Genomic DNA, 15,656 nt, shown 5'->3' with positions numbered 1-15,656 from the left:
AGTCTTTTCTCAAACATACCCGTGCTCCAAAGAAGAAGAAAGATCCTCCAAAGTATGACCCTCAGCATCCACATGTTTCCACTGCCAAACTTTTAGCGACTGCAAAAAAGTCACCTTGACAGGGCTAGGCTGCGCCCTAAGCGTAGCTATGCCGCAGGCTTTACGGCAACGCTCAGTACAAGTGCCCAATATGCTTATTAAATAATAATTACTAAAAAAATTTAAAGTTAAAAATTCAAAACCCAGTACTGGTAATCTTCCAAATGACCAACGACCAATGACCAATGACTAATGACTAACATTCAGCACTATTTGTTGAGTCGCCATCATTAGATGAAACCATGACTGGTTGTTGATATAGTGGCACGGTGAATGTAACTGTTGAACCAAGTCCTTCGCCTAGACTATAAAAATGTACCTCGCCGCCCATTGCCTCCACTAGCTTTTGGGATATTGCCAATCCTAAACCTGTACCGCCGTAGTGGCGAGTGCGGGAACCATCCACCTGAGAGAATAATTGAAACAGTTTATCTTGTTTGTCTAAAGAAACACCAATACCAGTGTCTGCTACACGTACTTTCACCATGCCAGGAAACTGCTGATCTTGAAAGTTCGCCTTTTTGAGTACTAAATCGGCGCTGACGGTGACACCACCCTCATGGGTAAATTTGATAGCATTACCTACCAAATTGAGCATCACTTGTAGCAACCGTTGATAGTTGCTTTGGACAATGATTTCATCGGAGGTAGGAGGCATTTGCATCTGGAAGCTGAGGTTTCTCATTTCTGCTTGGGGACGCATGAAATTTTCGACATCACTGAATAGCTCATCTAGCTTGACTGGAGCGTAAGCTAGCTCCATTTTGCCAGCTTCGATTTTAGCAATGTCCAAAATGTCGTTGATAATATTCAGCAGATGTATCGATAAGTGGTGAGCTTCTGACAAAAACTGGTTTTGTTCTTCTGGGTCATCTGCCATCCCTTCCAAAATCAGCTTCAAGAAGCCAATCATGCCGTTGAGGGGGGTACGAATTTCATGGGATACATTAGCTAGAAACTCACTTTTGAGGCGGGAAGCTTCTTCGGCTTTTTGACGCGCTACTTCTAATTCTTCATATAAAGTAGCATGAGCGATCGCAGTTCCCAATTGATCTGCTGCTTCTTTTGCCAGTTCTAATTCTGATTCTGTTAATGTGTAGCATTCATCTTGCCAACTCAAGGCAACCAATCCATTGGCCTGGTCTTGATAGCAAGTTGCAATCACCAAAGTTTTCTGCCGCCCAGACCCTGCGTATCCGGGCACTTCCATTACAACTGGTTCTAGGGTTGTCAAAGCTTGAGCAAAGGCAGGCTCTGAAGCTATATCTATTTCTAAGCCAAGCATTGATTTGAGTGCTGCCTGGTGATACTCAGCCTTCACCTCCACTTTTGAGCTAGAGGACTGATAAGGACAAATAATACAGCGCTCTAGCCGCAGTGCTTTCCCCAAACTATCAACTGTTTGCTGCCAAATAATATCTAAATCCAATGTCCGACGGATATTTCTGGTAATGCGATTTACCAGTTTTTGGTGTTGCTGCGATCGTATTGCCACCTCTATTTGTGTGGGCGTTTTTGCTGCCACAGGCACTTGTTTCTTGTTGAGTGTCGCTTGCACTAACCGTCCCATCACTAAAACTGTAGTGGCAGTCGTTCCCAAACTCGGCATAATTGGACTAATCACCAATTCCAACTCAAATAATTCTTGGTGGTAGCTAAACCAACACTGAAACCTTTCTGGCACCAAACTTGTCAAAATTCGGTGCAATCGTTCCAAATAAGTAACCTTATCCACCGGGGCAAAGGTTTGGGTCTGGTTCAGTTCGTCAACTATTTTTTCGGTATTTAACCCCAGAAGTTCGCTGTGCTGCCAACAAAAGGTCACATAGCGCCCTGCCCCATCTTGCGTATACAGCAACTCGGCTCCTAGAGTTGCTAATGAGCCATCAGTCTTACTGGTAATAGGTTCCAGATTTTGGGAAAATACATTTGACAATTGGGAATTGGCAGTAATAGTCATTAATTGAGTTGGATAGACAAAGGGTATCCGACCGTAATTTTACTAAAGCTGCTCAAATTTTTGCATAAATTCTTACAGCTTTTTCGTTTCTTATTGAGTATTTCTTGGTGATCTGAAATCCAAATTGGCAAATTTCACTTTTTAATTTCCATTGACAGCTGATTAATAGCGTCAATCATTCCATTCACCCCGAGGAGGAACGGGTTTACGAACAGGGGTGCGCGTCAGTTCGTCATCTCTAAGGATTTCACCCCGCAACCACTGGCGAATCGCCACCTCAATCACTTTACTTGGGTCATTGGTGAGATGCTGAATTTGCTCTAGTAGCTCGGAGTCCAGGCGGACAGCAATTTCTACCTTATCGGCTCGTGTGTTTTCCGCTTCGGTAGTTTTCTCTTGCATATTCATAGGTTTGATATACTCTGAATTGGTTTTGTCTAAAGCTTTGTAAAGTAGTTATATTCATAATTTGGGCTAATTCACTGAAAAATCTTCAACGGGACATTTACATAGTTCCCCGAAATAGCACCAAAGTAACAGCTTTAAGTTTCAAATCGCATTTTTCATATAACTTACTAGACAATGGCTTTAGAAGTTTTGCGGAGAAATCAGTGATTATGGGTAATTACGGGTGGTAATTATCCATGATCCCTACATGATCCCTACATGTACTTATTTACATTTATTGTACGCTCCTAGCTGTTGAATACTAGCAGCGACAAATAGACTTTCATAATATTCTTAAAAGTCCACCTATTTAGATCGAATGTTAAAGATGGGGTGAAGAGGGGCAGGGGGCAAGGGGCAGGGTGCAGGGGAAGCAGGGGAAGCAGGGGAGGTAGGGGGAGAATAATAACTCCTAACTCCTAACTCCTAACTCCTAACTCCTAACTCCTAACTCCTAACTCCTAACTCCTAACTCCTAACTCCTAACTCCTAACTCCTAACTCCTAACTCCTAACTCCTAACTCCTAACTCCCCACTCCCCACTCCCCACTCCCCACTCCCCACTAAAAACGGAGCGTCTTGGCTAAGAAAGCATTAAAATACATTAAGTAAATTGCTCTTTTAACTTTGGTTGCTGCTAAGGCAAAGATAGTATATGACTGACGTTCCCGCAGTTCGCATTCGCAATTTTTGTATTATTGCTCACATCGACCACGGGAAATCAACCCTCGCCGATCGCTTACTACAAGCTACTGGCACTGTTGAAGACCGACAGATGAAGGAACAGTTCCTCGACAATATGGATTTGGAACGGGAGCGCGGCATTACAATTAAGCTGCAAGCTGCCCGGATGAACTACACAGCTAAGGATGGTCAGCAGTATGTGCTGAACCTAATTGATACTCCAGGACATGTGGATTTCTCTTATGAAGTCTCCCGCTCTCTTGTTGCTTGTGAAGGAGCGCTATTAGTAGTAGATGCATCCCAAGGTGTTGAGGCGCAAACTTTGGCAAATGTATATTTAGCCTTAGAAAATAACCTGGAAATTATCCCGGTTTTGAATAAAATCGATTTGCCTGGGGCAGAACCAGAACGGGTAATTGGCGAAATTGAAGAAATTATCGGTCTAGATTGCAGTGGTGCGATTCTTGCCTCTGCTAAAGAAGGAATTGGTATTGATGAGATTTTAGAAGCAGTTGTCGAGCGGATACCGCCACCGCCCAATACCATAAATGAGCGCTTACGAGCGTTAATATTTGATAGCTATTACGACAGTTACCGGGGAGTAATTGTGTATTTCCGGGTGATGGATGGCACATTGAAAAAAGGCGATCGCATCCATTTAATGGCATCTGGTAAAGAATTTGAAATTGATGAGTTAGGCGTTCTTTCTCCGACTCAAAAGCAAGTTGATGAACTGCACGCTGGGGAAGTAGGCTATTTGGGAGCGGCAATCAAAGCTGTAGCTGATGCACGGGTAGGAGACACAATTACTCTTAGTAAGGCGAAAGCAGAGTCACCCTTACCAGGTTATGCAGAAGCGAACCCGATGGTTTTTTGTGGGATGTTCCCCATTGATGCAGACCAATTTGAAGATTTGCGGGAAGCCTTGGAAAAGCTCGAACTCAACGACGCAGCGCTGCATTACGAACCAGAAACTTCGAGCGCGATGGGGTTTGGCTTCCGTTGCGGGTTTTTGGGCTTACTGCACATGGAAATTGTTCAGGAACGTCTAGAGCGAGAGTATAACTTAGATTTAATCATTACAGCCCCCTCGGTGGTTTATAAGGTGATTACCCTCAAAGGTGAGGAACTGTACATCGATAATCCTAGCCGCTTACCTTCTCCCAACGATCGCGAAAGAATTGAAGAACCCTACGTCCAAGTAGAGATGATTACCCCGGAAACTTATGTTGGCAGCTTGATGGAGTTGTCACAAAACCGGCGTGGCATCTTCAAAGATATGAAATATCTCACCCAAGGACGAACCACACTTACTTATGAGCTACCCTTGGCGGAAGTTGTGACTGACTTTTTTGATCAAATGAAGTCGCGATCGCGCGGTTACGCCAGTATGGAATATCACATCATTGGCTACCGTGAAAATCCTCTGGTGAAGCTGGATATTATGATTAACGGCGATCCTGTGGATTCCTTGGCGATGATTGTGCATCGGGATAAAGCTTACAACGTCGGGCGGGCAATGGCGGAAAAACTCAAGGAACTAATTCCCCGCCATCAATTCAAAGTGCCAATTCAAGCATCTATTGGCAGTAAAGTTATCGCCAGCGAACACATCCCCGCCTTGCGGAAAGATGTGTTAGCCAAGTGTTACGGTGGTGACATCAGCCGGAAGAAGAAACTATTACAGAAGCAAGCAAAAGGTAAAAAGCGGATGAAATCTGTGGGTACTGTGGATGTACCGCAAGAAGCCTTTATGGCAGTACTGCGCTTGGATCAAAGCTAATAGAATTCAGGAGTCAGGAGTTAGGAGTCAGAATTCAGAATGAATTGGAGTTCGAGTGGCGGATAGCGCAGTGGTAGCAATTTTGCGAGTATCTGAATGTGCTATTTTTAGTCCCCCACCACAGTTTTTTTGTTCTGAATTCTGAATTCTGAATTCTGTATTCTTCTTCAACATCCGTTAATTTTAATTACAAAAGCTGTCAACAGCAGGCTCAAGTGTAGGAATTTCAGCCTGTTGCTGGTAGGTTTAGCTTTTAGAAAGCCAGACTGACTCGCTGTTGGCTAAACCATCCTTGAGTGTGCCTCTAATACGGGATTTCTAACAGCAAAATATAATTTATTGTAGAAATTCAAAAGATTATGAGTCGCAAGCAGGCGGAAGAAAAACTTTCTGAGGCAGAGCAAAGGTATCGGACTCTGCTAGAGCAAATTCCGGGCGTTGTTTATGTCTCACCGATTAATAACACTACTAAAGAAGCTTATATTAGCCCGCAACTGCAACAATTATTGGGCATTGCTCCCGAAGATTGGAATTTTGGTTTCTTCAATAGTTGGTCAGATTACACTCATCCAGATGATCGCTATCGCTATTGGCAAGCTGTAAATACTACGATCGCTACGGGTGAGCTTTTGAGCGTCGAGTATCGGATGATTAGGCGCGATGGTAAAACAATTTGGGTACGAAACCAAGCTAATCTCGTTCTCTGTGCCGATGGACAAACTCAGGTACTTCAGGGTTTAGTATCTGATATTAGCGATGTCTACGACGAGCTTCGCTTACGCAAACAGGCAGAAGCCGCACTGCAAAAAAGCGAAGCGCTTTATCGTGCCATCCTCGAAGACCAAACGGAACTGATTGCTAGAGGCTTGCCAAATGGTACTGTTTCATTCGTTAATGAAGCGTTCTGTCGATTTTTTGGACTGAAGCGGGAAGAGATTATCGGCCACCACTACGAACCTGTTGTGTTTGAGGAAGACCGGGAACGTGTGGTTAATCTGGTAAATTCCATCAGCTTAGAAAATCCCGTTATCACTATTGAAAATCGGGCCCTAGCTTGCCAAGGGGTGCGGTGGACGCAATGGATTATTCGAGGGATATTTGATGACCAGGGTACTATTGTAGAACTTCAATCGGTTGGACGAGATATTACTGACCGTAAACGGATAGAAGAAGCTTTAAGTGAAAATGAGCAAAAATTCCGTGCCATCTTCAATCAAACCATTCAGTTTATCGGATTGCTTCAGCCGAATGGAGTTGTATTAGAGGCCAACCAAACAGCACTAAATTTTGCTGGAATTACTCGAGAAGAAGTAGTTGGTAAACCATTTTGGGAAGCAAAATGGTGGACAATTTCCTTAGAGACACAAGCGCAATTAAAAACTGCGATCGCATCTGCTGCTAATGGTGAATCGATTCGTTATGAAGTTGACGTTTTTGGTCGAGATGATCAAGTTATCACGATTGATTTCTCACTACGTCCGATACTCAATGAAGTAGGGCGTGTTACACTACTCATTTTCGAGGGACGAGATATTACTGAATACCAAGCCGCGCTGCGCGAACGCCACAAAGCTGAAGAAGCATTACGCTCAAGTCAAGACTTTCTCCAAAAGGTTGCTAATACCGTACCGCATATTTTGTATTTGTTCGACCTTTTAAAAGGAACAAACATTTATCTTAACGAGCAGAGTGTTACCGTTTTAGGCTATTCTGCGGAGGAATTTTATCACGCAGATCCGCAATGGTTCATAAATTGCTTTCATCCAGACGACCAACATCTCTGCTATGACATACCAAGTCGCTTCGTTAACCTTAGCGACAACGAAGTTCTTTCCACCGAATACCGATTCCGACACAAAAATGGGGAGTGGCGTTGGCTCAATACACGAGAAGTTGTATTTGCCAGAGATGCTGGTGGCACTCCAACGCAGATTCTTGGCTCGGTAGAAGACATTAACACTCGCAAACAAGCCGAAACATTGCTGCGACAACAAGCAGAGGGGGAACGGCTAATTACTGAAGTAACTCAACAGATTCGGCAATCACTGAATTTGGACGAGGTTCTTAATACAACAGTTAACAGCATTCGCCAGTGTTTGGGTTCAGATTCCGTAGCTATCTACCAGTTACAATCTGACGGAAGTGGCAATTTTGCAGCGGAATCAGTGCGTGATGGCTACCCCCGGAGATTAGAGCAGATAATGCACCCATTTTCAATAAAACGAGATTTTAGCCAATATTACCAGGGATTACCTACAGTCCTGCATGATATTGACGAATCTGATTTTTCAGCCGATGTTTTTGAGTTATTACAACTCTATCAGGTCAAGGCTGCTATGATAGTGCCGATTTTGAATGGGGAGGATTTGTGGGGTTTACTCATTGCTCACCAGTGTGGCACACCTCGTTACTGGCAAGCGTTTGAAGTTAATTTGTTGCAGCAGTTGGCAAGTCAGGTGGCGATCGCTATTCATCAATCAGTACTCTACCAGAAAGTACAAGCTGCCAATGAAGAACTACAAAGATTGGCTACCTTAGATGGCTTGACTCAAATAGCCAATCGCCGCCGATTTGATCAGTATCTTGAGGATGAGTGGCATCGGCTTAAACGTGAGCAAGTGCCGTTGTCTTTAATTTTGTTCGATGTCGATTTTTTTAAACGCTACAACGATACTTATGGGCATTTAGCAGGGGATGATTGTTTGCGGCAATTGGGGAGTGCATTCAAAAGTATTATTAAGCGTCCAGCCGATTTAGTCGCCCGTTACGGGGGGGAAGAATTTGTTGTGATTCTGCCTAATACAGAGATTAAAGGCGCAATCTATGTAGCTCAAACTATTCGACAAGCAGTCCGCGATTTGGAGATCCCCCATGCTCAGTCTAGTGTGTGCGATCGCGTTACTGTCAGTCTAGGCGTTGTCAGCATTGTGCCAAATTCCGAAATTTCACCGCAAGACTTGATTAATGCTGCGGACAAAGCACTTTATATAGCCAAACAGAAAGGGCGCGATCGAGTTCATGCTGTTGGCGTCGTTAGCCCTCCTTAAAGTCTGAATTGCGAAGGGGCTGGTAAATTGTTTTAATTACGTACACCTTGCTTTTTATCAGGGCTATTTCGTTCTAAACAGAAACCGCCCAGAACTGAAGTTCCGCGGCTCATAGCTAAAGTCCGTTTTAACGGACTATAACCTTTTCTCAGTCGTCTTTAGACGACTTTCGCTATTAGACTCAGAATTCATTCTGATATCATGTCCGCCAAATCACCCATCAATAAAAGAACCCCACCCCCAACCCCTCCCCGCAAGCGGGGAGGGGAGCTAAAGCGCAGCTTTTGCGGGGTGGGGTTCCGGTTATTATGGTTAATTACCCGGACATCATATGAGGCGGCCTAGATGAGAATGAAACAGCCCTTGCTTTTTATCCCTAGCCCGCAGTTGATAACCTTTGATAAGCTTTAACAAAATAACTGTTAAAAAATCTCAAAATTTTAGTAAACATACTCACTGCATTTGCCACCCTTGTATTTTTAGGTGAATGTAATTTTTTAGATATTTGTAAAGTGTCGGGGAGTCTAGCAGATGAAGATACTAGTACTGAGTTGGGAGTTTCCGCCGAGGATTATTGGGGGAATTGCGCGGCATGTAGCGGAGTTGTACCCGGAGCTGGTAAAGCTGGGGCATGAAGTCTACCTAATTACAGCAGAGTTTGGTCAGGCATCGATGTATGAGGTGGTTGAGGGAGTAAAGGTGCATCGAGTGCCAGTGGCACATAGTAACGACTTTTTCCACTGGGTAGTCAATCTCAACCTGAGTATGGGAGATCACGGTGGTAAGTTGATTTTAGAGGAAGGGCCTTTTGATTTAATTCATGCCCATGATTGGTTGGTCGGAGATGCTGCGATCGCTCTCAAGCATAATTTTAAAATACCACTAATTGCCACAATTCACGCTACGGAATACGGACGCTATAACGGTATTCACACAGATATTCAAGGTTATATAAATGGCAAAGAAACCTTGCTGGCTTACAATGCTTGGCGGATTATTGTTTGTAGCGACTATATGCGCCAAGAAGTAGAACGAGCGCTACACAGTCCTTGGGACAAAATAGATGTCATTTATAACGGTATCCGAGCCGAAAAGAAACAGCATCACGTAGATTTTCATGCTCTGAATTTTCGCCGCCAATTCGCCACAGACGATGAGAAAATCGTTTACTACCTTGGTCGCATGACCTATGAAAAGGGTGTACCTGTATTGCTCAATGCCGCACCTAAGATCCTTTCCCAAATGGCAGGTAACGTTAAATTTGTAATTGTTGGTGGCGGCAATACCGACCATCTCAAGCACCAAGCCTGGGATTTGGGAATTTGGCATAATTGCTATTTTACAGGTTTTCTCTCTGATAGATACTTAGATAGATTCCAAACTGTCGCAGACTGTGCAGTATTTCCTAGTCTTTACGAACCTTTTGGGATTGTGGCTTTAGAAAGCTTTGCTTCTCGGGTTCCTGTAGTAGTTTCTGATACTGGTGGTTTTCCAGAAGTAGTGCAACATACTAAAACAGGCATTGTGACTTGGGTGAACAATCCCGATTCTTTAGCTTGGGGAATTTTGGAGGTTTTGAAAAATCCAGGATATCGGCAATGGCTGGTGGATAACGCTTATGAGGATTTAAAGCGACGCTTCAGTTGGCCGAAATTAGCCAAGCAAACTGAAGAAGTATATCAGCGAGTTGTACAAGAGCGATCGCAAATTGCCTGGTAAGCATAGATCCCCGATTTCTTGAAGAAGTCGGGGATCTAAAATTTTATCAGGATATGATTTTTTGAGCGATCGTAGGGGCACAATCAATACGGTTTAGTTAAAGATAATCGTAGGTTGGATTGAACGAAGTGAAACCCAACAAACCCTCGAAAATGTTGGGTTTCGTTCCTCAACCCAACCTACTACACAGTTTAAGGTTTTCAACGCTAACCCAAGCGTATTGGGGGCACAACAATGCTCATTGGTGTCAACTTAAGCTCAAACGCTTATCCCACAGGCTTTTACCCCACCCCCAACCCCTCCCCGATGCTTTGGGGAGGGGCGGTTTTGGCTTTAGACAAAACCGGGGTGGGGTGACGCAAATCGTGATGGTAAGTGAATAGACCTCTTGCATAAATCAAAAATAAAGAACCCCACCCCGCATTTGAGTAAAGCAAACGCTCCCCTCCCGAAGAACTCTTAGGGGTTGGGGGTGGGGTGTTAGGGACTTTTGCAAGAGGTCTAATGAACTCAAGATCACGTCTTTACAAGGGTTTCACGTTAAGTTGACACCAATGAGCAATGCTGTGCCCCTACCGTGTATCGTGGTGTATTGCTTCCATTGCAGAAGCGCTATAAACAACACAAGCAATATGGGGATTTTCGCAGAGTAGAGCAGAGAATAAATGATTACTCCGCGTTATTTTGAGTTAACAAACAGTACAAGCCCTGTACGCTGGAAATTCTACCCTCTCTAGTGCCAAAGTTAAGCTAGTACGCGTTTAAGTTGCAGATTTTTTCGTTAAAACTGTCATTTGTCATTGATTATTCACAAAAGGCAACTGATAAATGACTAATGACCAAGACGAATTTCACGGAAAAATAAGCAATTAAAGTGCGTAACAGCCTAGCAATAATTGCAGTTTGCTCCAGAAGCTTAGTATGACAAAGGCATTCCCAAGCATAGCAAGGCGCTTGAAAAGTACAGGAATCAAGTTGTTGAAGATGGGAACCTTCCTAATAACCCGTTTTATTGCAAGCTGGAAACGCTACTTCCTGGGTGACACTTTTGATGATGTCCGTCCCTCCCCCTCTCCCTCTTTCGACGATGCTAGACCCTCCTTAGCAGGCCCAGTCCTTACCTTAGGTGGGGGTGGCCCCGATGTCGATGATGCTATCCAGTGGATGATCAACCAAGTTCGGGGAGGTAGTAATTCCGGCACTAAAGTTAATGTTGTAGTTCTCCGCACGAATGGTAATCACGATTACAATCGGCTAATTTATGCCATGAAGGGCGTAAACTTTGTGGAAACTCTTCTGATTCGCAATAGAGAAGAAGCAAACAAAGCTGATATTTATGAAAAAATCAGAAATGCTGATGTAATTTTCTTTGCTGGCGGCGACCAATGTCAATACATCCGCAACTGGAAGGATACCAAGCTTGAGGCTGCCGTTAAGTCAGTTTACCTTAAGGGAGGTGGTATTGGTGGCACCAGTGCGGGTGCGATGATCCAAAGTGATTGTGTCTATGATGCTTGTGCTTCATCTGAAAAAGGCATTGAAACTAGAGATGCACTCGATGATCCCTACCGAGACATTACTTTTACTTACAACTTTTTCAATTGGAGTAATTTGAAGGGAACCATCGTAGATACGCACTTCGACAGGCGGCAAAGAATGGGTCGAATTATGGCTTTCATTGCCCGTCAAATTAAAGACGGTGTATGTAGCAGTGTTTTAGGCATAGCGGTTAGTGAAAGTACATCGGTTCTTGTGGATAAAAACGGTTTGGTGAAAGTTATGGGTAGGGGTGACGCGTACTTTGTACTTGGCAATCACATGCCGGAAGTATGCGAACCCCGAACGCCTTTGACCTTTTCCAATTACAAAATTTGGAAAGTTCGCAGTGGCGATACCTTTAACTTGAGAAACAGACCAACCTCTGGGTATTATCTCAGGAGTGTTAAAAGGGGACGGATTGATTCAAATCCATATTAGACATCTGGTAGAAATTAAATATAGCCGTTCCCATTCAGATGCGGTACAACATTACATCACGAGGTGTAGGGGCACGGCAGTGCCGTGCCCCTACGGGTGTACCTCACGTAAACGAGAACCGCTATATGCGTTATCTAGAACCTTGTAGAGACGTAGCATTGCTACGTCAAAACAATTCTTTTTCACTCCTATGTCTATTAAAATTTGAATGTTGAGCCTTCTGAGGCTCAATGTTCACCTTCAGAGGCTCAACGTTCACCTTCTGAGGCTCAACGTTCACCTTCTGAGGCTCAAAGTTTAAGTTTTTACTCCCCCTTGCTTCTACCCAATGTCCTCTAATTCCTACCAGGGAACCACGCCATTTTCATCAAAAAACCCTCCGCTAGAACCATCATCAGGTAGAGTGGCAAGTCTCACTGCTACGATCGCTCCTTGCTCAACAGTGCGATACCCTTGGTATTGATTAATGTCAGTTGCTGTGAAACCTGGGTCAGCAGCATTGATTTTAATCGGAGTATCTTTAAGTTCAGCAGCCAACAGAACTGTGATGGCATTTACTGCTGTCTTTGATGAGTTATATGCAAGAAGCTTAAAATCAGCGAACTCATAATTGGGGTCAGAGTTCTGAGTCAGAGAACCTAAACCACTTGATAAATTAACTATTCGCCCTGCTGTTGACTTCTTCAAAAGTGGCAACAGGGCTTTTGTAACTGCAAACACTCCAAATACATTCGTTTCGTAAGTGTGTCGCAGTGTTTCAATATCAACTTGACTAGGTGGAAGGCGATCGCTATCACTTATTATCCCAGCATTATTCACAAGGATGTCAAGTTTTCCGAATTCGCTCTCGATTTGTTTAACCGCAGAATCGATTGTTTTTTGCTCGATGACATCAAGTTGAATTGTTCGGGCATCGATCTCATTTAAACGAAGTTTATTCGCCGCTTCTTCACCACGTTTGATATCTCTTGCAGCAACAAGAACAGTAGCGCCTCTAGAACCTAGTTGGCGTGCAATCTCATACCCGATACCTTTGTTTGCGCCAGTAATCAGCGCAACTTTGCCTTTTAAATCTTCTGACATATCACTTATCTATTTTGTTGACACTGACAACTGTTACTATCTTCGAGCAAGTCTAGTGGTCTGTTTCATTAATTTTGAGAAATTAAGAGAACGAACCGCAAAGGACGCAAAGAGCGCAAAGGAAGAAGGAAAGAAGAGAATAGCACTTACGCAAAAGTACACGCTGTAGGGGCAATACCCTGCGGGAAGCCGCTTTGCGTCTACATGAATTGCCCCTACGTGAAAATAAGGGTTTCAGCTATTGTTTGCGTAAGTCCTGGAGAAATTGAAATTTGATTCACCTATCAGAATTAATGACATAGACCACTAGTAGTCTGTTCCATTAGTTTTGATAGGTGAATTAGTTTTAAATTTCTCTTCTTTACCTCTTAAACTTCGCGCTCTTTGCGTCCTTTGCGGTTCGTTCTCTTAACTCTCAGAATTAATGGGACAGACCACTAGTAGTCTATGTCATTAATTTTGATAGGTGAATTAGTTTTAAATTTCTCTTCTTTACCTCTTAAACTTCGCGCTCTTTGCGTCCTTTGCGGTTCGTTCTCTTAACTCTCAGAATTAATGGGACAGACCACTAGTGTATAAGCAGTATGTATCAACACAACTTTCATCCTACATAAGTAGTGATTGACTGTCGTGTTTCCACCAGGGCTATTTCGTTCTAGACAGAAACCGCCCAGAACTGAAGTTTTGCGGCTCATAGCTAAAGTCCGTTTTAACGGACTGTCCCCAATCGGCTTTGGAGCCTGGGCGATCGGTGGAGGTGTTACAGGATATTGGTAAGCAACACGATCGCTCCCCCGGTGAGGTGGCGATCGCTTGGACTTTAAACAATCCGGCGGTGACAGCTGCGATCGTTGGCGCACGCAATCCCAAGCAGGTGGAAGGAATCATCGCTGCTGGGGAATTTCGCCTCAATCAGCAGGAGCTAGATCAGATTGGTACTTTCCTTTGCGACAATCCATAAAAGAGGTTTTACGTAAACTTTGAATAGTAGCGATCGCATGTTTCGCCACAATATCAATTTCCTCTTGGGTATTAAACCGTCCAATCCCAAACCGCACTGAGGCATAAGCTAGCTGTTGGGAGTTTCCCAGTGCTGTCAAAACATGGGAAGGTGCTGTACTTGCCGATGAGCAAGCAGAACCAGAAGAAATCGCCATTACTGGCTGCAATCCTAGCAAAAGTGCGGCTCCATCCACTCCCTCAACGCTGATATTCAAGTTTCCCGCCAATCGATCTTGAGGGTGTCCGTTGAGATGAATTCCTTCAAGTTGGGAAAGCTGTTCCCACAAGCTTTGCCTTAACTGGGTAAGGCGTTGGGTTTCTGTTGCTTGTTCTATCAAAGCGATTTCTACAGCTTTCCCAAAGCCGACAATTTGCGGTGTATATAATGTCCCAGACCGCATCCCTCGTTCATGTCCGCCGCCGTGCTGCTGGGGAGCTAGTTGCACTCTGGGGTTGCGCCTGCGGACGTACAGCGCCCCAATGCCCTTTGGCCCATATACTTTGTGTGCGGTTAGCGACATCAAGTCAATTTTCATCGCTTGCACATCTAAGGGAATTTTACCAATAGCTTGGGCTGCATCGGTGTGGAAAATGATATTGTGTTCATGGCACATTTCCCCAATTTCTGCCAATGGCTGCAACACACCAATTTCATTATTTGCAGCCATTACCGACACCAAAATCGTCTCAGGACGGAAAGCTTTTTTTAATTCATTTAAATCAATCAATCCATCTTTTTGGACGGGGAGAATAGTAATTTCAAAACCAAGAGTTTTTAAATAATTACAAGGGTCAATAACTGCATTATGTTCAGTGGCAACAGTAATAATATGCTGACCTTTTTTAAAATAAGCTTCAGCAACACCTTTAATAGCTAAATTATTCGCTTCTGTTGCACCACTGGTAAAAACAATTTCTTCGGGAGTGGCGTTAATTGCTGCTGCTAAAATCTCTCGCGTTTGTTTAACAGCAGCTTCTGCTTCCCAGCCGTAAACATGACCGATACTAGATGGGTTGCCAAATTTTTCTGTGAAGTAGGGCAGCATTGCTGCTAATACCCGTTCATCTACGGCTGTAGTAGCGTGGCAATCAAGGTATATAGGAATAATAGACATAATTATTAACTCAAAACTTGACTCAATTTTTTTAATATACTTAGAACCTGATATAATTCGTTTTTTCTCCTCAACAGCGTAAATTCATCAGACAATGCATATTTTGGTATATTTTGTTTAGTCAGTTTTACAAAAATGAAATGACTACCATTTGTGACTAATCCAAAAGTAGGTTTGTCTTGACTAGGATTAGCCAACATATAAACAAGTGCTTGAGGTATGGTTTCTAAAAGAGAAAAGCTAGACCTTTTAGATTCAATTACTAACAACCAGAATTGTTCTTGAATAACTAAAAAATCAATTCTACCTCTAATAACTTCTCCTTCATCTTCTGCAGAAATTTCTATTGATTGCTCACCTCTCATATAAAAAGGCTCATCATAAAATCCAGCTAAATTGAGTAAAGGAGATAAAATTACTAATTTCACCGTTTCTTCTGACAAAGGAGGACGCTTGACTAAACGGAGAAAATGAAGTTTTATTCTGTCTAAATCTGGCTTTTCTAAATCTGTAATTTCCGGTAAATTTTCAAACCATTCTGTGAAGAATGCCTCATCTTCGGCTAGCTGTAGACTAAATTTTTCCTCCAAATAGGCAAGTCCGATATTTTGTGCTTGGATAAATTGAACCATAATCCCTTTAAAAGATGCAATATAACTATTATGACACTATTCCAGTATTAACTTAGATATGAATAGCAAAGATAATTAAATAATTCGTAATTCGTAATACTTCGGCTA

10 protein-coding genes are annotated in these 15,656 nt (G+C 43.2%); 5 read left to right on the top strand and 5 right to left on the bottom strand.

What is annotated here, in order from left to right:
* Window positions 1-295 precede the first annotated feature (295 nt).
* Both LC586_RS23375 and LC586_RS23370 read right to left on the bottom strand, forming a co-directional pair.
* A complete protein-coding gene (locus LC586_RS23375) occupies window positions 296-2,059 on the bottom strand; it encodes a sensor histidine kinase (protein ID WP_229487047.1) in 1,764 nt (587 codons plus the stop codon).
* A gap of 171 nt (window positions 2,060-2,230) precedes the next feature.
* The gene (locus tag LC586_RS23370) at window positions 2,231-2,467 is read right to left on the bottom strand and encodes a hypothetical protein (RefSeq protein WP_109006978.1); all 237 of its coding nucleotides are present in this window, start codon (window positions 2,465-2,467) and stop codon (window positions 2,231-2,233) included.
* Window positions 2,468-3,161: 694 nt separating this feature from the next.
* On the opposite strand from LC586_RS23370, the gene lepA reads away from it, so the two are divergent.
* The 4 genes from lepA to LC586_RS23350 all read left to right on the top strand — a co-directional run bounded on the left by lepA (window position 3,162) and on the right by LC586_RS23350 (window position 11,716).
* Window positions 3,162-4,973, top strand: a complete 1,812-nt coding sequence (gene lepA, locus LC586_RS23365) for a translation elongation factor 4 (protein ID WP_229487046.1) — start codon at window positions 3,162-3,164, stop codon at window positions 4,971-4,973.
* 359 nt (window positions 4,974-5,332) lie between these two features.
* Entirely contained in the window at window positions 5,333-8,020 is a 2,688-nt protein-coding gene (locus LC586_RS23360) for a sensor domain-containing diguanylate cyclase (protein ID WP_229487045.1), read from the top strand.
* Window positions 8,021-8,551: 531 nt separating this feature from the next.
* Window positions 8,552-9,739, top strand: a complete 1,188-nt coding sequence (locus LC586_RS23355; RefSeq protein WP_229487044.1) for a glycosyltransferase family 4 protein — start codon at window positions 8,552-8,554, stop codon at window positions 9,737-9,739.
* 921 nt (window positions 9,740-10,660) lie between these two features.
* Window positions 10,661-11,716: a cyanophycinase gene (locus LC586_RS23350; protein ID WP_229487043.1), complete on the top strand. Its 1,056-nt coding sequence runs from the start codon at window positions 10,661-10,663 to the stop codon at window positions 11,714-11,716.
* A gap of 342 nt (window positions 11,717-12,058) precedes the next feature.
* On the opposite strand, the gene LC586_RS23345 is transcribed toward LC586_RS23350, so the two are convergent.
* Window positions 12,059-12,799, bottom strand: coding sequence for an SDR family oxidoreductase (locus LC586_RS23345; RefSeq protein ID WP_229487042.1), 741 nt, complete (start codon window positions 12,797-12,799; stop codon window positions 12,059-12,061).
* Between the two features lie 733 nt (window positions 12,800-13,532).
* On the opposite strand from LC586_RS23345, the gene LC586_RS23340 reads away from it, so the two are divergent.
* Window positions 13,533-13,760, top strand: coding sequence for an aldo/keto reductase (locus tag LC586_RS23340; RefSeq protein WP_229487041.1), 228 nt, complete (start codon window positions 13,533-13,535; stop codon window positions 13,758-13,760).
* Here the strand turns inward: LC586_RS23340 and LC586_RS23335 are convergent.
* Both LC586_RS23335 and LC586_RS23330 read right to left on the bottom strand, forming a co-directional pair.
* Entirely contained in the window at window positions 13,708-14,916 is a 1,209-nt protein-coding gene (locus LC586_RS23335; RefSeq protein WP_229487040.1) for a cysteine desulfurase family protein, read from the bottom strand. The two genes, LC586_RS23340 and LC586_RS23335, sit on opposite strands and share 53 nt — an antisense overlap.
* A 5-nt stretch (window positions 14,917-14,921) precedes the next feature.
* A complete protein-coding gene (locus tag LC586_RS23330; RefSeq protein ID WP_229487039.1) occupies window positions 14,922-15,548 on the bottom strand; it encodes a restriction endonuclease subunit R in 627 nt (208 codons plus the stop codon).
* Between the last annotated feature and the right edge of the window lie 108 nt (window positions 15,549-15,656).

The sequence above is a fragment of the Nostoc favosum CHAB5714 genome, from assembly GCF_020829495.1.
Lineage (GTDB): Bacteria > Cyanobacteriota > Cyanobacteriia > Cyanobacteriales > Nostocaceae > Nostoc > Nostoc favosum.
This window is presented reverse-complemented; position numbering and strand designations above follow the sequence as displayed.

Bases quoted from the DNA above. Each gene is read 5' to 3' on its own strand.
- LC586_RS23335 (WP_229487040.1), bottom strand. From the start codon at position 14,916: ATGTCTATTATTCCTATATACCTTGATTGCCACGCTACTACAGCCGTA.
- LC586_RS23375 (WP_229487047.1), bottom strand. From the start codon at position 2,059: ATGACTATTACTGCCAATTCCCAATTGTCAAATGTATTTTCCCAAAAT.
- LC586_RS23350 (WP_229487043.1), top strand. From the start codon at position 10,661: ATGACAAAGGCATTCCCAAGCATAGCAAGGCGCTTGAAAAGTACAGGA.
- LC586_RS23330 (WP_229487039.1), bottom strand. From the start codon at position 15,548: ATGGTTCAATTTATCCAAGCACAAAATATCGGACTTGCCTATTTGGAG.
- LC586_RS23370 (WP_109006978.1), bottom strand. From the start codon at position 2,467: ATGAATATGCAAGAGAAAACTACCGAAGCGGAAAACACACGAGCCGAT.
- LC586_RS23355 (WP_229487044.1), top strand. From the start codon at position 8,552: ATGAAGATACTAGTACTGAGTTGGGAGTTTCCGCCGAGGATTATTGGG.
- LC586_RS23360 (WP_229487045.1), top strand. From the start codon at position 5,333: ATGAGTCGCAAGCAGGCGGAAGAAAAACTTTCTGAGGCAGAGCAAAGG.
- lepA (WP_229487046.1), top strand. From the start codon at position 3,162: ATGACTGACGTTCCCGCAGTTCGCATTCGCAATTTTTGTATTATTGCT.
- LC586_RS23345 (WP_229487042.1), bottom strand. From the start codon at position 12,799: ATGTCAGAAGATTTAAAAGGCAAAGTTGCGCTGATTACTGGCGCAAAC.